This window comes from Vibrio salinus (assembly GCF_021272385.1).
In the GTDB taxonomy this organism is placed as follows: domain Bacteria; phylum Pseudomonadota; class Gammaproteobacteria; order Enterobacterales; family Vibrionaceae; genus Vibrio; species Vibrio salinus.
Genome location: NZ_JAJSDZ010000010.1, coordinates 1,247,209 through 1,269,179, shown reverse-complemented (window position 1 = coordinate 1,269,179; position 21,971 = coordinate 1,247,209). Strand labels below are relative to the sequence as shown.

The window sequence follows — 21,971 nt, the reverse complement described above, 5'->3', positions numbered from 1 at the left end:
TCGTTTCTTTCATTTAGGGGGCGCTAAGCCCCTTTTAACTTATGGTATAAAAATATGAGGAACTTGGTGTATGACCACAAAAACTAGTAGAGGTCCCGGAGAACTAGTTTTTAATGGAATTTTGGTTTTGGTGAGCATGTTTTTGGTTTATCAGGCTTATCAGATATCAGGGATTGGTGAATTGAGTTCGCCCGGTTTTTTCCCTTTAGTTGCTTCGTTTGTCATGCTGGTATCCTCAATGTTTACATTTTGGACAACACTTCATACAAAAGCCCCATCGCATTCCTTCGAATCGTTTATGGAACGGATTCTTCCACGAAATATACTGATTATTCTGGCCAGTATTTTTGTTTTTGTTTTGTGTCTGGATTCTCTGGGATTCATTACTGCCGCTTTTCTGTTTTTATTTTTTACATTTACCGTTTTTTATCGCAGAGGTTGGCTGGTTTCACTATTGCTTTCGGTTGTTGTGCTTACCGTAGTGTTTGTTATTTTCAGAATGGTTTTCTTAGTTGTTCTTCCAGAAAGTGAATGGTTGGGCTCGCTTGGTTTTTCAGGGTTTTGAGGTATAAAACGTGGATATTTTAAGTTTATTCCTGACCAGTTGGTCCTCAGTCCAATTGCTATCCATTACGGCTCTTGGTGCTTTTTTAGGCATTTACATTGGTGCAATCCCTGGACTGTCGGTAACAATGGCTGTGTCTATTCTGATTTCATTTACTTTTTCCTGGGATCTGAATAATGCTCTTTGTCTGATGGTCGGTGTGTACATGGGGGGCGTTTATGGTGGTTCCCGTACGGCGATTCTCCTTAATATCCCCGGAGCTCCCTCTGCGATAGCAACTTCGCTGGATGGCTACCCGCTCGCTCAGAAAGGGGAAGCCGGTAATGCCATCGGTCTTTCGACTGTTATGTCGGTAATTGGCGGGTTTGTCGGTATTATTGTGCTGTCGTTTGCTGCGCCGGCAATCAGTTCCATTGCTATTAAACTCCAGCCTCGTGACTATCTGATGATTGGTGTATTAGGGCTGATGCTAATCAGTTCAATGTCATACGGCCACTTTTCAAAGGGGTTATTTACTGGTGCATTAGGTGTTGTTGTCGGGACGGTCGGTCTTGATCCGATGACTGCTGAAGAACGTTTCACATTTGGTGTCGTTGAGTTGTGGGAAGGTATCAGCCCGGTTGCTGTTATGATTGGGATGTTCGGCCTGTCTGAAGTTTTGGTTCAGTTACACTTTATGGATAAACCAGTCGTGAAGCAAAGTCTGTCAAAGATTGTGCCTGACTGGGCAGATGTAAGGCGATATCTGCCTCTTAGTATTAAATCTTCTATTTTAGGTGTCATAGTCGGGGCTTTACCGGGAACCGGAGGAGATATTGCCTCATTGATGGCTTACGATTATGCCAAGAGAACGACTAAAAATCCGAAGGTGCCTTTTGGGCAGGGGGCAAAAGAAGGTCTTATAGCTCCGGAATCAGCGAATAATGCTGCAGTTGGTGGTGCGTACATACCTATGTTAACACTGGGAATCCCCGGTGATGCAGTGACAGCCGTGTTTATTGGGGCTTTATTTATTCACGGACTGAATCCCGGTCCATTACTGATGACGGATAATCCGGATATTTTCTGGTTTACCGTCGGTAACTTAGCTCTGGCGAATGTGTTTGTATTAATTTTTGGCCTGACGGGTGTGAAAGTGTTCAGTAAGCTTGTCAGTTGCCCGAAAGGAATATTAATACCATTGATTCTGATACTTTCTGTCGTAGGCGCTTATGCCATTAATAACTCAATTGCTGATGTTTGGTGGATGCTTGGATTTGGCGTCATTGGTTATTTTATGAGAATGTATCACTATCCGGTTGCGCCTGTTATTTTGGGGGTGATCCTAAGTGACCTGATGGATCAAAACTGGCGTAGAGCGATGCTGATTGAGCAGAACGATGTTAGTAGCCTTCTTCATAGCATCATTATTAATCCTATATCTGCCAGTTTGTTTGGGTTGATCGTTTTTATATTATTAACACAGACCCGTCTATGGAAAGCCATTAAAAAAAAGTTTTCGGGTAATGCAGATATAGTGAAAGCCAGAGAATAAAAGAGAAGGCTATTCTTGAAATTAATGAGGTAAGCTCAGTCATTTAAAGTGTGACTGGGCTTTTTTTATATCAGATATTATGTCCCTAAATAGTTTCTGATGCTCTTGTCTGTCAAAGAAAATTCAATCCCGCGATTACTGATGAATTGTGCATTTTTATTGAATAAAAACACAGCTGTATATCTTTTTTAACTAATTGAAAAAATAGCAAAAAATTTATTCTCTCCGTCATTCTAATAAATAGAGTTGTTCAAATTTTATTGTCCTTAGCTAGACAGAATAGCCAATGACATGTAAAATGAATAATAAGTCGAGATTGAATATATATTCAGACCTTTAAGGTGAATTAATCAATAGTCTGAACGATGAGGGTAAAAGTAAATTATGGGTAGTATTGGCTGCTCATTAGACTCGAAAGAGGGATCAATTATGAATCCATATATTTCTTCAATAGAAGAGCTTGAAAAGCATGCAAAATCTATTCGTAGACGAATTGTTGCCTTGAATTCTAATAGCCCTGCTGGCGGACATACAGGGGCCGATTTGTCACAAGTTGAAATTGTCACATCATTATATTTTCGTATTCTCAATTGTGCACCAAATCGCCTTGATGATCCTGAACGTGATATCTATATCCAGTCTAAAGGACATGCCGCAGGAGGATATTATTGTTGTTTAGCTGAGTCTGGTTATATTCCGGAGGACTGGCTACCTACTTACCAGCATGCCGATTCAAAATTACCGGGCCATCCTGTCAGGCAAAAAACCCCGGGGGTTGAACTGAATACCGGCGCATTAGGGCATGGACTACCTGTTGCTGTAGGCATAGCGCTGGCGGCAAAAAAATCTGGAAGTAAACGGAAAGTCTATGTTGTTACTGGTGATGGTGAATTGGCGGAAGGAAGTAATTGGGAAGCCGCACTTGTTGCCGCTCATTATAAGTTAGATAACTTAGTTATTATTAATGATAGGAATCAGCTTCAGTTAGCAGGTTTTACAAAAGACATAATGAAAACCGATCCATTGGATAAAAAATGGGAAGCATTTGGCATGCAGGTAACTCAGTGTGATGGCAACAGTATCGAATCGGTTGTTACAACATTGGAGAGTTTGAAGCAAGAAGGTAAACCTAACGTGGTTATTGCCAATACTATAAAAGGTGCGGGTATTTCGTTTATTCAAGGGCGTCCTGAATGGCATCACCGGGTGCCTAAAGGTGAGGAAGTGACTAGAGCATTGGAGGAATTGAGAGATGAGTAAAGCAGAACATTTAGCCAATGTTATGGTTGAAACTTTTATCGAAGCCGTTGAAAAAGGATTGGATGTCGTTCCTTGTGTTGCTGATTCAACATCAACAGCAAAGATAAAACCTTTTATAGAGAAATTTCCTGACAGGTTGGTTAATGTTGGGATTGCAGAACAGGTTTTAGTTGGAACCGCTGCGGGTTTAGCTCTGGGAGGGAAAATTGCCGTTACCTGCAATGCCGCGCCATTTCTTATATCCAGAGCTAATGAGCAGGTTAAAGTTGACGTTTGTTACAACAATACAAATGTAAAAATGTTTGGTTTGAATTCAGGGGCCAGTTACGGGCCTTTAGCCAGTACTCATCATAGTATCGATGATATTAGCATTATGAGAGGATTTGGAAATGTTGAAATTTTCGCACCATCTTCTCCGTTAGAATGCAAACAAATTATTGAGTATGCTTTAGAAAAGCAAGGTCCTGTTTATATAAGATTAGATGGTAAAGCTCTTCCTGAATTGCACGATACTTGTTACCAATTTGAGCCTGGTGCTGTAGATGTCTTGCGCGAAGGTGAGTATGTGGCATTACTCGCGATGGGCTCAACGGTTCACGAAATTGTTGAAGCAGCGGACAAGCTATCTGAGCTAGGGATTATGGCAAAGGTGATTAACATACCTTCTATCAGACCTCTTGACAGAGACATGTTATCTAAGCAAATTCAAAGCTCTGAAATTGTGGTAACAGTTGAAGAACATAACATTAATGGGGGGCTTGGTTCTGTTGTAGCGGAAGTAATGGCAGAAAATGGTATGACCGGCAGACTAAAACGGCTAGGTATACTGGATGGTCAATATGCACTAGCTGCTGATAGAGCCAGTATGAGAAAGCACCATGGTATTGATAGTGATGGTATTGTCCAATATGTCGAATTGAATATGAATTAATCTGTTTTTAATTTACATGTGTGGGTTTGTTATTCATTTTCTGATGATAGAACTCTTCAGTAAGCCGGATTAAGAATCCGGCCTTTTTCTGGAAATGAAAAAAGATTGCTAAAACAGTATTTGTAATCAAATGCTATCTTTACTTATTTTTATATATATTATATAGGAAACACTTTTTGTGTATAATTCAGAAACGTTTATAGGTAAAAAATCTTTGGAATAATATGTCTCGACAAGATGAACAAAGACTTTTAGTTAAAATTGCCACACTTTATTATCTTGAGGGGTACAAACAGTCAGATATAGCGAAAACTATGTCACTGTCTCAATCTTTTGTGTCTAGGGCTATTAACAGAAGCATCAAAGAAGGTGTGGTAAAAATAAGTGTAGTCCAGCCTGAAAATATGTTTATTAATTTAGAGAAAGCGATACAAAAGAAATATGTCATTGATCAGGCCATTGTTGTTGATTCCGATGAACATCAGGATGAAGCTATGGTTAAAAGGGCTATTGGTTCTGCTGCCGCTCATTATCTGGAAACTCGCCTTCGAGCCAATGATTTAATTGGTATCTCCTCCTGGAGTAGTACGATAAGAGCAATGGTCGACCAAATGTATTCACAAAAGCTGAAGGCAAGTGGTGTTATTCAGCTTTTAGGTGGAGTAGGTGCAAATGGTAATGTTCAGGCAACTATTTTAACGCAGACACTGGCTGAGCTATTAAATTGCCCATCGTGGTTGTTGCCATCCCAGAGTATCGAACGTTCTGTTGATGACAAAAAACGTTTGTTGTCGAGCAATGAAGTGACGGATGTAATAAAAAAATTCGATGATGTAAATATGGCTATTGTTGGTATTGGGCACCTTTTACCCTCTCAGTTTCTTCGTAATTCCGGTAATTATTATGATCAGGAAATGCTGGATACGTTGGCAAAAAGAGGGGCTGTCGGAGATTTGTGTCTTCATTATTTCGATCAAAAAGGGAAGCCAGTATTAAGAGAAGATGAAGATCCGGTTATAGGAATGGCTTTAGAAAAAATAAGAAATTGTCCTCAGGTTGTTGCTTTGGCAGGAGGAGGAGATAAAGTTGAGGCCATAAAAGGAGCATTATGCGGGCAGTATATTGATGTTTTAATTACCGATCGGGTAACCGCCAAACAATTGCTATAGATATTTGAATGATTTGATGAAGAACGGGTATCTTAGTGCTGGCTTCTGAAAGCGATTTAATTGCATGCAATCAAGGTGATTTTTAATCTTTATATCCGGGATGATAGGAGCCTTGATTATTATCTTGTTTAAACAAGTATTGGAGATGAAACACGACAATTACTAATTTTGTTAACTTAATTATCTAAAATTTCCCCTCAAAATTGAACTCGTCTTTTCTGTTTATTATTAATATCTGTGAATGATGCAACGTATTGAAAATGTATATTAAAATTAGGTTAAATGTAAAATAAATGTGAATATTCAATTTTCAACAGATTGATTTTGATAAGCAGGCAATCAGAGTATTTACCATAAAAATAGCATTCTTTTAGAACTTAATTTCCGCAAATAAATAAATGATGAACATATTTTCTGTGAAAATCCTCATGGATCAACATTTGATAACAGTGGTATACATTGTTATCAAATTTTTTAAGTAACACGGATTTTTAACATTTTACGTATTCCAACCTACGATTTTTGAATTTCCACTATTGACAAGAAACCGTATAGGTGACAAAAATTAACCAATATGAATATTGTTTCGATATGGAATATATATTCAATAATCATAAACAGTAAAAATTGATATTTCGGAGAACCAGATGAAAACTGCAATTACGACAGGAATCGATGCTCCCACTACAAATAGTCTTAAAAAGTCTGTGTTAGGTAATACATTAAAATCGATACAAGGACCTTTTGTAGGTTTAATACTATTATGTGTGGGTTTTGCCATTGCTTCCGAATACTTTTTTACCTTAAGAAACTTATTGAACATCCTGGACCAGGTCACTGTGCTCGGAATTGTTTCAATTGGGATGACGGCAGTTATTATTATTGGTGGTATCGACTTATCAGTAGGCTCTGTCCTTGCGTTATCGATGATGATGACGGGGTGGCTGGAACGGTTTATGGATGTGTCTTTGCCCGTTGCTGTGATTTTAGGGATGCTGACCGGTCTGCTATGCGGTTTGGTTTCTGGGGCACTGGTTATATGGGCTAAACTTCCTGCGTTTATTGCAACTCTCGCTATGATGTCAGTTGCTCGTGGTTTAGCAAATATATTGACTGATGGTCGGCAGGTCGTCGGATATCCTGATTGGTTTACCAGTTTGTCAACTGTGCGTTACTTTGGTGTGATATCTACAACAATGTTGATATTTGTACTTTTGGCAATTGTCTCTGCATTTTATTTACGCTATAGGGCGAATGGCCGAAATTTGTATGCTATCGGAGGAAGTGCGGAGGTAGCAAGATTATCTGGTATTTCAGTGAATAAGATTACTCTGGTTGTTTATAGTGTATCAGGTCTATTAGCGGGCATTGCAGGAATGACATTAGCTGCCCGTTTAGATTCGTCTCAGCCAAGTGCTGGGCTGGGATTGGAATTAGACACAATCGCTGCTGTTGTAATTGGTGGCGCAAGTCTGATAGGTGGTATAGGCAGTATTGCCGGAACCATCGTTGGTGTTTTAATTATCGGCGTTTTAAGAAACGGTTTAAACCTTATTGGTGTGTCACCTTTTTTTCAGATGGTGATCATTGGAGTGGTTATAGCTGTCGCTGTTGCTTTTGACACCATGAGAAGAAAAACAAAATAACAATTGATAAAAACTACCCTACAGTGACCGATTAAAAGGTTGCATAAACTCATTTTTTAAGTGTTGTAATGAGCTGAAAAATATGAGTACAAATGGAGATAGAACGATGAACAAACGAAAGTTATTTTCAGTATTCGCTTTTATTATGGCTTCTCTTGTTTCGATTCAAGCAAATGCCAAATCATATACCATTGGTGTCGCAGTCGCTAATTTGCAAGCCGATTTTTTCAATCAAATAAAGCAGTCTGTCGAAGCTGAAACACTAAGGCTGGGAGATAAGATGGTTGCAGTTGATGCTCATGGTGATAGTGCAACTCAAGTAAATCAGATTCAGGATCTTATTACCAGAAAAGTTGATGCGATTATTTATATACCAGCAGGTGCAACGGCTGCGAGTGTTCCAATTAAAGCGGCCCATAAAGCGGGTATTCCGGTTATTGCTGTTGACCGAAATCCTGAAGGTACCCCAGGAGATACCTTTGTTGCTACCGACTCTGTTGCGGCTGCCCATATACTTGCCAACTATGTGGCTAAAATAACTAATGGGAAAGGAAATATAGGGCTGATTCAGGGCCAGATTGGTACGACTCCACAGATTGAACGTGAAAAAGGTTTTAATCAGGGTTTAGCTAACTTTCCTAATTTAAAAATTGTAGAACATCAGGCCAGCACTATGTGGATGCAGGATGAAGGCTTCAAAATTGGTCAGGATATGTTATTGCGAAATCCTTCGATTAATGTCTTTTTCGGTGAAGCGGACGCATTAGCGTTAGGTGGTGCTCAAGCTGCAAAAGTTGCAAACCAGAAAGTGGTAACCGTTGGGTTTGATGGTGATCCTGCTGGTTTGAGGGCTGTTAGAGATGGGGTTTTAGCCGCCACAATTACTCAACAAACCCAATATATGGGAAGATTGGCTGTTCGTTCGGCTATTGATTTGATTGAAGGTCGTTATGTACCTGCGGAACAAAAAACAGCAGGAATTCTGACAACTAAAGAAAATGTTGAACAATTTATTAAGTCACACCCTTAAAAATAAATAGGTAACGTATATGTTATATTCAACAACAGATACCAAACCTACTTACCCCGGACATTCAGGCTCAGTGATGGGCCTGAAGTTAAATAATATTGGGAAAAAGTTTGGTAAAACAAGAGTTCTTCAGGGGATTACTCTGGATGTTAGACCTGGTGAAGTGTTAGCTCTGTTGGGAGAAAACGGAGCTGGTAAATCGACATTATCAAATATTATTTCGGGGGTCATAACCAGTTCAGAAGGTGATATGTTGTGGAAAGGGGAACCCTATTCTCCCTTGACACCCAGTGAAGGGCTTGAATCTGGTATTCGATTGATTCACCAGGAAATACGGTTACTGCCTGATCTGAGTATTGCTGAGAATATTTTTGTTGGTAAGCAGCCAATGAAAGGAGGTTTGCTCGATACCGATACAATGTATGAAAAGACAATGGAACAGCTTGAACGATTGGGCCTACATGTTCCGCCAAACACCTTGGTTAGAGAATTGTCAATTGCAGCACAACAGCAGGTTGAGATAGCAAAAGCGCTGGCTCATCATGCTGAGTTACTGATTCTTGATGAGCCCACGGCAGCTTTGGGTGGCGAAGAAGTTGAACGCTTATTTGAGCAAATCGAACAACTTAAAATGCAGGGTGTTGGCTTCATATACATTTCCCATCGCTTAGACGAAATTGCTAAAATTGCAGATAGAATTGCGGTTATCCGTGATGGAAATCTGATTTCAGTGCACGACTCAGGGATTGTTCCAGTGAAAGAGCTGGTTTCTGAAATGGTCGGAAGAAATGTTGAACGGATGTTTCCACCATTACCCGAACCTCAAAATAAAGAAGTATTGAGAGTTGAATCACTTACATCAAAATTGGGTAAATTCAGAGATATCTCGTTTAGCGTAAATGAAGGTGAAATTTTTGGTATTTCCGGAATTGTTGGGGCGGGTCGCTCAGAGCTGGTAAGAGCGATATTTGGTGCAGATCCTATAGAATCCGGCGATATCTATATCGATGGTAGTAAAGTTAATATTACCCATCCTAAGAAGGCCATCGATGCTGGGTTAGTGTTGGTTCCTGAGGATAGAAAGCAACAAGGTCTTATTGTTGAACAATCCATTGGTGATAATGTTTTATATGGTAACTTTGACTTACTGGATAAGCATGGTTGGGCGTTTCCTTCTGTGTGTATGAAATACTCCCGGGAAGCGATACAAAAAGTCAGGACAAAAGGCCAAACAGAGGATGCGATTTCAAGTCTATCAGGAGGCAATCAACAAAAAGTTCTGATTGGGAAATGGATCGCTCGTAGTCCCAAGATATTTATTCTGGACGAGCCAACAAGAGGTATTGATGTTGGGGCCAGAGCGGCTATATACGAAGTGATTTCGGATTTAGCGAAAATTGGTATGGCAGTAGTTGTCGTTAGCTCTGATTTAGACGAAGTTATAGGGTTATCCAACCGGGTTATGGTTTTGGCTCATGGGGAAAATCAGGGAATATTGAATGCTGAAGATGCGAATCAGATTTCTATAATGGAATTAGCTACACAATAAATAGATATGCCATGTCTTATTAAATATTACTTTACAGTAAGGCGTGGCTTTTTATTATGATTTTATATTTAGCTTAAATATTATTTAAATTTGTTAGTAAGTAGTAATTTAGTTTCTTGGTTCTTGCTTGTGATTTATTAATTAAAGTTAATCTTATTAATTAATAATAAGATGGTTGTTTTTATATAATATATTTAAATGGTAAAATAAAAAGTCAGTTCGTTATCATAATTAAACAAACTGACGTTTATTATATATACCCAAGCAACCTGAAGATGCGGTGTTCAGTGAGATTTGTCCGGGCTTGAAACAAGGCGCTCCTTCTTTATAACGAAAGAGGGAAAACATAGTCGTTCTACGTTGAGAATCAGTAACGCTGGAGCAAGCCCGAACAGACTCACCCGCAGGTCATCAGCCGAAACGCACATTTCTGCGTCAGGCGAATTTGACAGGTGTTTACATGCCTTCATTCTCCTTCCTTGAACTGCACCTTTCGGCTGACGCTGAATCATGCATCTTCAGGTCGTTTGGGTATAAAAGTTGGGGAAGAATATTTAGGACATTATCAGGCCGCCGTCGACATTAATTGTTTGTCCTGTGATATAGCTTGCATCTTCTGAAGCAAGAAAGCGAACCAATCCAGCAACATCTTTAGGTTGACCCGGGCGTTTCATCGGAATACCTTCACACCACTCAGCCATTAGTTCACCTTTCTTATATTGTTTTTCTGGAGTGCTGAGAATTTCACCCCAAACCCGATCATTATAATCCCACATGTTTGTTTCAATGATACCGGGACAGAAAGCATTAACATTTATATTGAAAGGAGCTAACTCATGAGCCAAGCTTTGAGTAATGCCTATCACCCCCATTTTACTTGCTGCGTAATGAGGAGTATAGATAAAGCCATTTCTTCCTTGTCCTGAGGAGGTATTGATAAGACGTCCTTTGCTTTGTTTCATCATATATTTGGCTGCCTCACGACAGCAAAGCCACACACCAGTAGTATTAACTTGCATGACCCTGTCAAATTCTTCCCGAGGCATTTTATCGAGGTATTCGATAGTGATGATACCGGCATTTTGAACTGATACATCTAATTGTCCAAATTCATCGTAAGTTTTTGCATATAAGTCAATAACTTGTTCTTCATTAGTTACATCTACCTGAAAACCAAGAATGCTACCGGTAGAATTTTCGTTAATTGTTTTTGCTGTATCTAAAACCGCTTTGTCATAGTCAGCCAATACAACATTTGCTCCTTCACTTGCAAAACGCGAAGCAATAGCCGCACCTATCCCATGAGCCGCACCAGTAACTAAAATCGCTTTTCCATTAAATTCATTGTTCATATCTGATTTCCCATTTCTCTACTGATGATAGATTTTTGTATTGATATCAATCAGCGTTAATAATAATTTTGAATATTTATTCGATATCGATTTTTTATTTTTAAATTGTAAAATAAGATAGAAAGATCACTACCGCGTGGATATTTATTTGTGTGTAAACTCACAAGTTTATTGAGGGAATATAGATTTAACTCACATTTTTAATTCTCAAAAAATAAAATTTTCTTTTTAAGAAGATTTTTTATTTTTATATAATAATTTAATATAACGATTTTTTGATTAATTTGTTATTGCTTAAACGTCGATATTAATTTTATCTATTGGTATTTGAGCAATTATAAAAATATTTTGTTTTTAATTTCCCCTCAAATGTGAGTATACGCTCAAAAATTGTACTCTAAACTGGTTGTCTTTGATTGCTTATTGTACACTCTGGAATAAGAATTCGTTTATGAATATATATTCAAACTCAGATTAAGTTCAGGGGTCTAGCATGGATAAAGATATAATTATTGCATTAGATGAAGGTACGAGTAACGCAAAAGCGATGGCGATAGATTTTGAAGGTAATATCATTACAAGTCATTCTTTGCCTTTATCAATATTGACGCCCAATGAAGGATGGGTTGAACAAGATGCTCGTTTACTTATTAATGCTTCTTATTCTGTTATTTCAAAAGTGATCTCAGATATTGAGCCGGAAAGAATTGCTGGATTGGCCATAAGTGTTCAACGAGAAACTGCCGTTGGATGGTATCGTTCTAATGGAGAACCGTTAAATGCTGCAATTACATGGCAATGCTCAAGAACCGCTGAATTTTGCGAAAGCCTAAGAAGAGATAATCTATCTGAAAAAATTAGAAGCATCACCGGATTACCTGTTGCACCTTTATTTTCTGCTTCAAAATTCAAATGGCTTTTAGAATCAGTACCAAATGGTGTCGAACTGGCGAAAAATGGTGATATCTGCCTTGGAACGGTTGATTCATGGTTACTATGGAATCTAACCGGTGGGAAAGAATTCTCATGCGATTACTCTAATGCATCCAGAACCCAATTGCTAAATATTCACACTCATCATTGGGATACAGAATTAATTAAAGTTTTTGGTATTCCAGAAAGTTCTTTGCCCGGTATTAAGCCATCAAGTGGTATTTTTGGCTATACAAACGGAAATGAGAACATTCCTGATGGTATTCCTATTTTGTCAATGATCGGTGATTCTCATGCTGCATTGTTTGGGCATCGATTTGGTGAAATGGGATGTGTGAAAGCCACTTATGGAACCGGATCATCGGTTATGGCACCAGTCACAAATGTTTGTTCAAATATTAAGTCGCTTGCTAGTACGATTGCCTGGCACGATGGGCATTCCGTTATTTATGGCTTAGAAGGAAATATTCCTCATACTGGTGATGGCGTTGCTTGGATGACTGAAGTTACAGGTTTAGATTCCATTTCAAAACAAGAGCTTAGTGAACAGTTGAATTCATTACCTGCCAGTGTTGAAAGCACTTTGGGCGTTTATTTTATTCCTGCTCTGACCGGTCTGGGGGCTCCATGGTGGGATGATAGCGCCAGAGGTGTGATTACAGGATTAAGCAGGGGAGTAGAACGTGCACATCTGATCAGAGCTTCACTGGAGGCGATTACCTACCAGATTGCCGATGTAATCACAGCGATGAAGCAACATTCTGACTTTGAATTTATAAGCTTAATGGTTGATGGTGGACCAACTAAAAATGATTGGTTAATGCAGTATCAGGCTGACTTACTGGGTGTTAGTGTCCTACGTAGTAATGTTACTGAGTTGTCTGCTATCGGAGCGGCACTTTTAGCATTAAAAGCCATATCCGAACAACAATTTGAAATTGCCAGAAATTCTGTCTCAAATCATTTTGAGTTTAAACCGAATATGGAAAGACATGAACGCTTACAAAAACGTTGGGCGGAATGGCGTTCTGTTTTGAAAAATACGCTTAGTAAATGACAAAAATAGGTAAATTCATATTCATTATTCGTCAAATTAATAATCCGTAAAACGTATGAAAATAATATTAACCATTTAAATTTAAAAGGTTTAAATAAGGATAGGAGTTGTGTAATGATATCGAAAACGTTTGCTCAGGATATTTTTAGTTTAAAAGACCGGGTTGCTTTTGTGACTGGGTCCGGAAGTGGTATTGGCCAGGTTGTTGCTTGTTCCTTAGCGACAGCCGGTGCAAAAGTTGTATGTTTTGATCTCCGTGATGATGGAGGGTTGACGAAAACAGTGGAAACAATTCAAAGTCTAAATGGAGAAGCGATACCATTTACCGGGGACGTGAGAAATTTTTCTGATCTAAAAGAAGGAGTAGCGAAAGCTAAGAGTGTGTTTGGTCGTTTAGATGTGGCGGTTAATGCTGCTGGTATTGCTAACGCAAATCCGGCTTTGGAAATGCCGGAAGACCAATGGCAACAGTTGATGGATATAAACTTGACTGGAGTCTGGAATTCATGCCGGGCAGAAGCCGAAGTTATGCTTGAAACGGGCGGAGGTTCAATTGTCAATATTGGTTCTATGTCGGGCATGATTATTAACCGGGGCTTGGATCAGGCGCATTACAACAGTGCGAAAGCAGGAGTTATTCATTTATCTAAAAGCCTGGCAATGGAATGGGCCAGTAAAAATATCCGGGTAAATACGATAAGTCCCGGATATACGGCAACTCCTATGAATACAAGACCGGAGATGGTTCATCAAACGAAAGAATTTGAAGATCAAACACCGATGCACAGAATGGCTGCACCTAAAGAAATGGCCGGGCCTGCAATCTTCCTCGCCAGTGATGCAGCTTCTTTTTGTACAGGAGTAAATCTGGTTGCTGATGGTGGATTTGTCTGCTGGTAAATTTATTTTATTTGTAAATAACATATATTTTGCCATATAAAATTCGATTTGATACGGATTTTATATGGTTTTATTTTATATGAGGAAGTCTACGAACTGCTTTTTTATATAATCATTATTCAAAATGTCTGATAAGTTGAAGCAAGAATTCAGGGGTAAAGGTTTCAATTTTCATAGCTTGATAGTTCCTTCTTTATGCAGTCATTAGATTTTTGAACTATGCATCATATCTTAATTCTTATACGGGAATAGTCACCAATTGTGATAGTGCTCAGATTTTGTTCAGTTAGTGCTGGACAGTTTTTTTATTCATTACTAAATTTACTAATGAATAAATAACGTAACGTGAATATATATTCAGGGTGACAATAATGAAAAATAAATTTCTATCGTTCAGTGCACTGATTGCCATGTCCGTATTTTCAGGATTATCCTTTGCAGACAATGGCTTAATAGCAATTATAACACCTTCTCATGATAACCCATTCTTTAAAGCTGAAGCTATGGGGGCAAAAGAGAAAGCTGAAGAATTAGGGTATACGACATTGGTTGCTTCACACGATGATGATGCCAATAAGCAGGATCAACTTATATCAACTGCTATAGCCAGGAAAGCGAAGGCCATTATTATTGATAATGCTGGTTCTGATGTAACGATAGGTGCTGTTGAGAAGGCCAAAAAAGCAGGCGTTCCTTCCTTCTTAATTGATCGGGAGATCAACAAAACTGGTGTCGCTATTTCTCAAATTGTTTCTAATAACTATCAGGGTGCTCAGTTAGGTGCTGAAAAATTTGTCGAACTGATGAATGGCAAAGGCAAATATGTTGAATTGCTTGGTATTGAATCTGACACCAATGCCCACGTCCGGTCTCAGGGTTACCACGATGTTATTGATGATTACACCGATATGAAAATGGTAGCTCAGCAAACCGCCAACTGGAGCCAGACGGAAGCCTTTACCCGTATGGAATCTATCCTGCAAACTCATCCCGACATCAAAGGCGTTATTTCCGGGAATGATACAATGGCTTTAGGAGCAGAAGCGGCTCTGAAAGCGGCTGGACGGTCAGATATTGTTGTCGTCGGATTTGATGGTAGTGATTATGTCCGGGATTCAATTATCGCTAATAGCAATATTAAAGCGACAGTATTACAACCTGCATGGGAACAGGCTCAAATGGCGGTAGAGCAAGCGGATAAATACATTAAAACAGGCAGTACCGGCGTTGATGAAAAACAACTTATCGATTGTATTTTAATTGATAAAAATAATGCTAAAAAACTCGATACCTTTGCACTTCAGTAATTGATTGGAGCTGAGCTTTAAGCTCAGCTCCTGTGAGACACATTATGTGAATGAAAGGAAACCAGTAATGAAACCATATTATTTTTCTAATTTACTGCTGAGTGTTTTTGTGGGACTCATTCTGACCGGATGTGATGTTGTTAAACTTGATGATAATGGTAACCCTATTATTCCAATGACTGCCGAAGAAGCACATTCGATAAAAAACATGTCACCTAAGCAACTCGCGGACAGATTCTGGGGGGATATCATTAAGGAAGCAAACGGTCATTCGAAGAATTTAGACAGCGTCAGTGACCGTAAAAGCCAGTTCGTTTCTTTTCAGGGAATTGTAAACTCTGTTGACGATAGCAGTATGAGAGCAACGATGGATGTTGTATCGGGACAGAAAAATATTGTCTTGCAGATTGGCCCCATTGTCAGGGGAAATTCCGTCAGAGATGCATCAAGTTTTATTAATTTTGATGATTTCAAAAACCAGGTGCAATTTGCCCGGCTATCAAAGGAATTAAATAAGAAAGCTATGGCTAACTTTACCCGACCTGATTCTTCATGGAAGGGCTCAAAAGTCGATGTACTTGCGGCTGTGACGTATAAAGGAAATTCCATTACTGACGTGATTCCACTGAAAATAACCAAAAGGTGATGGTGATGAATGAAGATGACAGAAACATTATCATTAAGGCAAAGAATATCTCGATGATTTTCCCTGGTACAAAGGCTCTTGATGATGTTTCATACAATGTTTATCAGGGGGCTGTTAATGTCATTATTGGGGAGAATGGTGCAGGGAAATCAACGTTAATGAAAATTTTGGCCGGCGTTCAGCAGCCAACAGAAGGTCAGTTATTTATTCGTGATGAACCTGTCATTATCGATAGCACGAGAAGCGCTGCAGAGTACGGCATTGGTATGGTTCATCAGGAGCTTAATCTTTCAGAAAACTTAACTGTTGCCGAAAATGTATTTCTTGGTCGCGAAATTCAGGCAGGGATGTCACCTATTGATAATGAATCTCAAAATGAGGCAACACGGAAACTACTGAAGAGACTGAAACAGGATATTGATCCTAATGAGCTGATATCAAATCTGAAAGTCGGTCAAAAGCAACTTATCGAAATTGCGAAAGCACTTTCAGGTGATGTGGATGTATTAATTCTAGATGAGCCCACATCAGCCCTGAGTAAAACAGAAGTTGAAATCTTATTTGATGTTATCAGAGATTTGACGTCTCAGGGGGTCTCTATTATTTATATTTCTCATCGTCTTGAAGAGCTAATGGAGATAGGTACATACATTACTATTTTGCGAGATGGTAAATTCCAGTGTGAGGCATCAGTAAAAGATATTGACGTGCCATGGATTGTAAGAGAAATGCTGGGTAGTGATCCGGTAACCGATTTTTTGCCAGAAGAAAGGCATTACGGTTTGAAAATGTTGGAAGCGGAGGGCATTTCTTATATTACAGAATCAGAAGTCAAAGCCGTAGATGATGTTTCTTTTTGTGTCCGGGAAGGGGAAATTGTTGGTATCTATGGATTAATGGGAGCCGGAAGGACCGAGCTGTTTGAATGTTTGGTCGGTAAAGCTACGTATTCCGGTCGGTTTTCACTAAATGGAAAAATTATTCAGTCTACAACGAAAACGCCTGACAGAATTAAAATGGGGATTGGTCTGGTACCCGAAGATCGAAAACAATCGGGTATATTCCCTGTCAGTTCAGTGGCTTCAAATTTAACCATATCCAGTCTTTGGAAACGTTTAAAGGGGTGGGTTATTTCTCCCGAAAGTGAGAAGCAGGCAGTTGACGATGCCATTCAAAATTTATCCATTAAAGTTTCGAGTCCGAATGTTGAGATCCAGGCCCTGAGTGGCGGCAATCAACAGAAGGTTGTCATAGGACGCTCTTTGCTAACAGGACCAAAAGTTTTGTTGCTGGATGAGCCAACCCGGGGTATCGATGTCGGTGCCAAGGGGGATGTGTTTGAAATGATGGTTAAGTTATCTGAACAAGGTATAGGAATACTGTTTTCTACTTCTGATCTTAAAGAAATCATGGCGGTATCAGATCGAATTCTGGTGATGTCAAATGGAAAGTTAACTGCCGATGTGGCTAGGAAAAATACATCAGAAGAAGAGTTGGTTTTAGCCAGTGCTAAAGGGTTTTAATTATGAAAACAAAAGTGATTGAGAATACTATGCCGGAAGCGCAGGTAAACACTGCCAGTGTTGGTTTGCTGTTGCTAAAACTCAGAACGTTTATTGCGTTATTTATCATATTAGGTTTTTTTTCTTTTATGGTAGATGGGTTTCTGGCTCCAGCCAGTTTAATCATCATGGTTAAACACATCTCTATTAATGCATTTCTGGCGCTCGGAATTACCTTCGTTATTATTACGGCAGGAATCGATTTATCTATCGGTGCTACTTTAGGTTTCTGTGGTATGGTGGCTGGATTTATGATAGCCAAAGGGATTGTTCTTCCGTTTTTGGGCATTGCTATTTTCCCCAGTGTATGGGTCATTATTCCGGTAGTATTGGTCATTGGAGCTCTCATAGGGGCAGCAAATGGCTTCATTATCACCCGGTATAATGTTGCTCCGTTCATATGCACACTGGGCAGCATGTATGTTATTCGTGGTGCTGCGATGTTGTTATCAGATGGAGAGACGTTTCCCGGACTTCAGGGGAATCCTCAACTGGGAAATACGGGCTTTGATTTAATTGGCTCTGGTACATTTCTTGGTGTCCCCTATGCGATTTGGTTAATGTTTATCGTTGCAGGAGTAATTGCTTATGTGGCTAAGAAATTACCATTCGGGCGTCATGTTTATGCAATTGGCGATAACGAGAAAGCTGCAGAGCTATCCGGTGTAAAAGTTCAAAATGTCAAAATATGGGTCTATACCATTTCGGGCTTATGTGCAGCTATTGCAGGAATTGTTGTGACGTCACAACTTGTAGCAAGTCATCCGGCAACCGGGACGGCATTTGAAATGAATGCGATTGCTGCAGTTGTTCTTGGAGGGACCTCTTTGGCAGGCGGTCGTGGTACAGTCACCGGGACGTTAATCGGGGCATTCGTCATTGGTATTTTAGCCGATGGGCTTGTCATGATGGGTGTCAGCGAGTTCTGGCAAATGGTTATTAAAGGGATTGTTATTATTGTTGCTGTCATTATCGATCAAATGCAGAGTAGAATGCAGTATAAAGCCGCAATAACATCTCAAAAATCAGTTAGTTAGAGGTGTTCAGATAATAGATTTTTAAAGAGTAGTAGGGTTATAGAAATAATTTTTTTGATTTAAATGAATATATATTCGTATTTGAATATATTGGAGGTTTGTATGAATCCTTATCGTTTATCGATCAATGAGCTGAGAGAAAAAGCCAATGATATTCGTAAAAGAATTGTGGTTTTAAATTCCGAAAGCCCGGCGGGTGGTCATACGGGAGCCGATTTGTCTCAGGTCGAAGTGCTTACATCTTTATATTTCCGGGTTTTGGATTGTTCTCCAGACCGACTTGATGATCCGGAAAGAGATGTATACATCCAGTCAAAAGGACATGGTGCCGGAGGATATTATTGTTGCCTTGCTGAGGCAGGATACATTCCGGAAGACTGGTTGCCATCGTATCAGCATTCAAACTCTAAACTGCCGGGTCACCCGGTCAGACAGAAGACGCCTGGAGTTGAGTTGAACACCGGGGCTTTGGGGCATGGTTTGCCGGTTGCCGTCGGACTGGCAATAGCTGCAAAGAAAAATGGTAGTAAGCGGAAAATATACGTGTTGACCGGCGATGGTGAACTTGCCGAGGGAAGTAACTGGGAAGCGGCGCTGGTTGCAGCGCATTATCATCTGGATAACCTGATTATTATTAATGATAAAAATCAACTTCAGCTTGCCGGTTTTACAAAAGACATTATGAATACCGATCCGCTGGATGAAAAATGGAAAGCGTTTGGTCTGGAGGTATCTCAGTGCAACGGTAACGATGTCATGTCGGTTGTGAATACATTAGAGACGTTAACATTTAATGGTAAACCAAATGTTGTGATCGCAAACACAATAAAAGGAGCTGGAATTTCATTTATTCAGGGACGTCCGGAATGGCATCACAGAGTTCCGAAAGGGGACGAAGTAACATTAGCGTTGGAGGAACTGAATCATGAGTAATACCGAGCATTTTGCAAATATTATGGTTGAGCGTTTCATTTCAGCAGTGAACCGGGGCATTGATTTAGTTCCTGTTGTGGCGGATTCGACATCAACGGCTAAGATTGCTCCGTTTATCAAAGAATTTCCCGGCCGTTTAGTCAATGTGGGTATTGCCGAACAGACTATGGTGGGAACTGCAGCCGGATTAGCGCTGGGCGGGAAAGTTGCAGTGACCTGCAATGCGGCACCTTTTCTTATCTCCCGTTCGAATGAGCAGGTGAAAGTCGATGTGTGTTACAACAACACCAATGTTAAGTTGTTTGGTCTGAATTCCGGAGCCAGTTATGGTCCTCTGGCAAGTACACACCACAGCATTGATGATATTTCCGTGGTTCGCGGATTTGGTAATATCGAAATATATGCTCCGGCAACACCTATGCAATGTCGTCAGATCATTGATTATGCGATAGAAAAAGAAGGACCAGTGTATATACGTATGGACGGTAAAGCACTTCCTGAACTATTTAATGATGATTATACCTTTGTTCCTGGCGATATAGATTTTATAACAGAAGGAGCTGATATTGTTTTAATTGGAATGGGGTCAACAACGTATGAAGTTGTTTCGGCGGCAGAGCAACTGAAGTCTCGTGGTATTAGTGCCAAGGTACTATCTATTGCTTCGTTTCGTCCGTTGGATCGAGATAAATTAGCTGAATATCTGTCTGGTATGTCATACGTAATTACAGCTGAAGAACATAATGTCAATGGCGGTCTTGGTACAGTTATATCAGAAGTGATTGCTGAGTATGGACTTTCAACCCATCTGAAACGTCTTGGTATTGATGATGGGGGGTATGCATTAGCTGCAGACCGGAAATCCATGCGGGCACATCATGAAATTGATTCGGCTGGTATTGTCGATAATGCTCTTAGGTTATTACTAAGGGATAAGTAATCGTCTCGGCCTGAAATACCTAAGCAACGGATGCAGAGATGAGCAACCTGTTTTCCGCAGAGTGACAGCTATTTTGCCGAATGAAAAGGTAACCTACAAATACAAGAAAAGTATCGTTTATGAGAACAAGCTAAAATTAGTCAGTTTTCAATCCAATAACAATGAGGATGAATGATGAACAGGACAATGGAGCAAACAACACTAGCGGTTCTATTTGGAAACCGGAATTTTTTCCCAAGCTATTTATTGGAGGAAGCTAGGGCTGAAGTATTATCTTTGTTTGAATCAAAAAATATAAAGCCGGTAATGTTAAGTGAGTCTGATACGCAATATGGTGGTGTCGAAACTTATAAGGATGCAAAACTTGCGGCAGAATTGTTAAAAAAACATAAAGAGGAAATTGATGGTATCTTAATTGTATTGCCGAATTTTGGTGATGAAAAAGCGTTAGCAGATTCGATTCGTTTATCTGGTATTCAGGTACCGGTTTTAGTTCAGGCGGTATCGGATGATCTTGATAAAATGGGGTTGGCAACAAGAAGGGATAGTTTTTGTGGAAAAATTTCTCTTTGTAACAACCTTAGACAATATGGAATCCCATATTCATTGACAACACAACATGTCTGTGAACTTTCTGGTGATGTTTTTGAGAAAGATTTAGATAAGTTTGAGTCGGTATGTCGGGTTGTCAATAAAATGAAAGGCTGCAGGGTTGGTGCAATTGGAGCAAGACCTGCAAGTTTCAATACGGTTCGTTATAGTGAAAAAATGCTTGAACGCATGGGAGTGACAGTAGAAACCATCGATCTGTCGGAAATTTTTGCCAGCGTGGACAGTTTGGAAGACGGTGACCTTAGAATTGAAGATAAAATGGCATTATTAAAAGCTAATGCCGACACTGCCGAAATTGGAGACGATAAACTGTTAACCATGGCAAAATTGTTTGTCGTGATAAGTCAGTGGATCATTGATAATGATATTAATACAACCGCAATTCAATGTTGGACATCACTTCAAAAAACGTTAGGTGTTAATGTTTGTTCTATTATGAGTGTGATGTCCGGTCAGTTAATACCAAGTGCCTGTGAAGTTGATGTCATGGGAGCACTTTCTATGTATGCTTTGTCAATGGCTTCTCTGAAACCAGCCTCAATTGCTGATTGGAATAACAATTTTGGAGATGACAGAGATAAATGTGTTCTTTTTCATTGCGGTAACTTTGCTACAAATGAATTGGAAAATCCTTTTATGAGCACCGCTGATATTATTGGAACAACCGTTGGTTGTGGTAATACATGCGGTGCAATTAATGGTCGTATGAAAGCCGGGCCGTTAACGTATTTCCGCCTGTCTACTGATGATTTTTCCGGTCAGGTCAAAGCTTATGTCGGGCAGGGAAAATTTGTTGATGATGAACTGGATACCGTTGGGTGTCGTGCTGTTGTTCAGGTTGATCAACTAGAAGGTTTGCTCGCCTATATTTGTGAAAATGGTTTTGAACACCATGTTGCAATGAACCATTCTTCGTCAGGCGATATTTTGCAGGAAGCCTTCACAAAGTATTTGAATGTTGAATGTTATCAGCATAGCTAATCGTTATTTTATAATAACGTCGTAGGG

19 protein-coding genes are annotated in these 21,971 nt (G+C 39.6%); 17 read left to right on the top strand and 2 right to left on the bottom strand.

The features are described 5' to 3' along the window. Nucleotides 1-70: 70 nt before the first annotated feature. From LRQ06_RS19280 to LRQ06_RS19245, 8 genes are all read left to right on the top strand, one after another. Complete coding sequence (locus LRQ06_RS19280; protein ID WP_232768672.1) at nucleotides 71-565, top strand: tripartite tricarboxylate transporter TctB family protein; 495 nt, start codon at nucleotides 71-73, stop codon at nucleotides 563-565. Nucleotides 566-575: 10 nt separating this feature from the next. Further along, the gene (locus tag LRQ06_RS19275) at nucleotides 576-2,099 is read left to right on the top strand and encodes a tripartite tricarboxylate transporter permease (protein WP_232768671.1); all 1,524 of its coding nucleotides are present in this window, start codon (nucleotides 576-578) and stop codon (nucleotides 2,097-2,099) included. A 429-nt stretch (nucleotides 2,100-2,528) separates the two neighbouring features. Continuing rightward, a complete protein-coding gene (locus LRQ06_RS19270; RefSeq protein ID WP_232768670.1) occupies nucleotides 2,529-3,359 on the top strand; it encodes a transketolase in 831 nt (276 codons plus the stop codon). After that, nucleotides 3,352-4,290, top strand: coding sequence for a transketolase family protein (locus LRQ06_RS19265; RefSeq protein WP_232768669.1), 939 nt, complete (start codon nucleotides 3,352-3,354; stop codon nucleotides 4,288-4,290). Before LRQ06_RS19270 ends, LRQ06_RS19265 begins: the two co-directional genes overlap by 8 nt. 224 nt (nucleotides 4,291-4,514) lie before the next feature. Then, the gene (locus LRQ06_RS19260; protein ID WP_232768668.1) at nucleotides 4,515-5,459 is read left to right on the top strand and encodes a sugar-binding transcriptional regulator; all 945 of its coding nucleotides are present in this window, start codon (nucleotides 4,515-4,517) and stop codon (nucleotides 5,457-5,459) included. Between the two features lie 647 nt (nucleotides 5,460-6,106). Next, nucleotides 6,107-7,105, top strand: a complete 999-nt coding sequence (locus LRQ06_RS19255; RefSeq protein ID WP_232768667.1) for an ABC transporter permease — start codon at nucleotides 6,107-6,109, stop codon at nucleotides 7,103-7,105. Between the two features lie 106 nt (nucleotides 7,106-7,211). Beyond that, complete coding sequence (locus tag LRQ06_RS19250) at nucleotides 7,212-8,135, top strand: substrate-binding domain-containing protein (protein ID WP_232768666.1); 924 nt, start codon at nucleotides 7,212-7,214, stop codon at nucleotides 8,133-8,135. A 19-nt stretch (nucleotides 8,136-8,154) separates the two neighbouring features. Then, nucleotides 8,155-9,684 carry a sugar ABC transporter ATP-binding protein gene (locus LRQ06_RS19245; RefSeq protein ID WP_232768665.1) on the top strand — a complete coding sequence of 510 codons (1,530 nt, stop codon included), beginning with the start codon at nucleotides 8,155-8,157 and terminating at the stop codon, nucleotides 9,682-9,684. Nucleotides 9,685-9,968: 284 nt separating this feature from the next. Here the strand turns inward: LRQ06_RS19245 and LRQ06_RS19240 are convergent, their stop codons facing one another. Both LRQ06_RS19240 and LRQ06_RS19235 read right to left on the bottom strand, forming a co-directional pair. Continuing rightward, nucleotides 9,969-10,154: a hypothetical protein gene (locus tag LRQ06_RS19240; protein ID WP_232768664.1), complete on the bottom strand. Its 186-nt coding sequence runs from the start codon at nucleotides 10,152-10,154 to the stop codon at nucleotides 9,969-9,971. An 84-nt stretch (nucleotides 10,155-10,238) separates the two neighbouring features. Then, nucleotides 10,239-11,036, bottom strand: a complete 798-nt coding sequence (locus LRQ06_RS19235) for a glucose 1-dehydrogenase (protein WP_232768663.1) — start codon at nucleotides 11,034-11,036, stop codon at nucleotides 10,239-10,241. A gap of 493 nt (nucleotides 11,037-11,529) precedes the next feature. Between LRQ06_RS19235 and LRQ06_RS19230 the strand changes: the two genes are divergently transcribed. The 9 genes from LRQ06_RS19230 to LRQ06_RS19190 all read left to right on the top strand — a co-directional run bounded on the left by LRQ06_RS19230 (nucleotide 11,530) and on the right by LRQ06_RS19190 (nucleotide 21,944). Beyond that, nucleotides 11,530-13,026, top strand: a complete 1,497-nt coding sequence (locus LRQ06_RS19230; RefSeq protein WP_232768662.1) for an FGGY family carbohydrate kinase — start codon at nucleotides 11,530-11,532, stop codon at nucleotides 13,024-13,026. Between the two features lie 114 nt (nucleotides 13,027-13,140). Further along, nucleotides 13,141-13,926, top strand: a complete 786-nt coding sequence (locus LRQ06_RS19225) for an SDR family oxidoreductase (RefSeq protein WP_232768661.1) — start codon at nucleotides 13,141-13,143, stop codon at nucleotides 13,924-13,926. Nucleotides 13,927-14,297: 371 nt separating this feature from the next. Continuing rightward, nucleotides 14,298-15,233 carry a D-ribose ABC transporter substrate-binding protein gene (locus tag LRQ06_RS19220; RefSeq protein WP_232768660.1) on the top strand — a complete coding sequence of 312 codons (936 nt, stop codon included), beginning with the start codon at nucleotides 14,298-14,300 and terminating at the stop codon, nucleotides 15,231-15,233. A 67-nt stretch (nucleotides 15,234-15,300) separates the two neighbouring features. Then, the gene (locus tag LRQ06_RS19215; protein ID WP_232768659.1) at nucleotides 15,301-15,879 is read left to right on the top strand and encodes a DUF2291 family protein; all 579 of its coding nucleotides are present in this window, start codon (nucleotides 15,301-15,303) and stop codon (nucleotides 15,877-15,879) included. A gap of 5 nt (nucleotides 15,880-15,884) precedes the next feature. Next, nucleotides 15,885-17,402, top strand: a complete 1,518-nt coding sequence (locus LRQ06_RS19210; protein WP_232768658.1) for a sugar ABC transporter ATP-binding protein — start codon at nucleotides 15,885-15,887, stop codon at nucleotides 17,400-17,402. A gap of 2 nt (nucleotides 17,403-17,404) precedes the next feature. Next, on the top strand, nucleotides 17,405-18,478 hold the full coding sequence (locus LRQ06_RS19205) for an ABC transporter permease (protein WP_232768657.1): 1,074 nt from the start codon (nucleotides 17,405-17,407) through the stop codon (nucleotides 18,476-18,478). A gap of 102 nt (nucleotides 18,479-18,580) precedes the next feature. Beyond that, complete coding sequence (locus tag LRQ06_RS19200; protein ID WP_232768656.1) at nucleotides 18,581-19,411, top strand: transketolase; 831 nt, start codon at nucleotides 18,581-18,583, stop codon at nucleotides 19,409-19,411. Beyond that, nucleotides 19,404-20,351, top strand: coding sequence for a transketolase family protein (locus tag LRQ06_RS19195; protein WP_232768655.1), 948 nt, complete (start codon nucleotides 19,404-19,406; stop codon nucleotides 20,349-20,351). Before LRQ06_RS19200 ends, LRQ06_RS19195 begins: the two co-directional genes overlap by 8 nt. A 171-nt stretch (nucleotides 20,352-20,522) precedes the next feature. After that, complete coding sequence (locus tag LRQ06_RS19190; protein ID WP_232768654.1) at nucleotides 20,523-21,944, top strand: L-fucose/L-arabinose isomerase family protein; 1,422 nt, start codon at nucleotides 20,523-20,525, stop codon at nucleotides 21,942-21,944. Nucleotides 21,945-21,971: the final 27 nt, after the last annotated feature.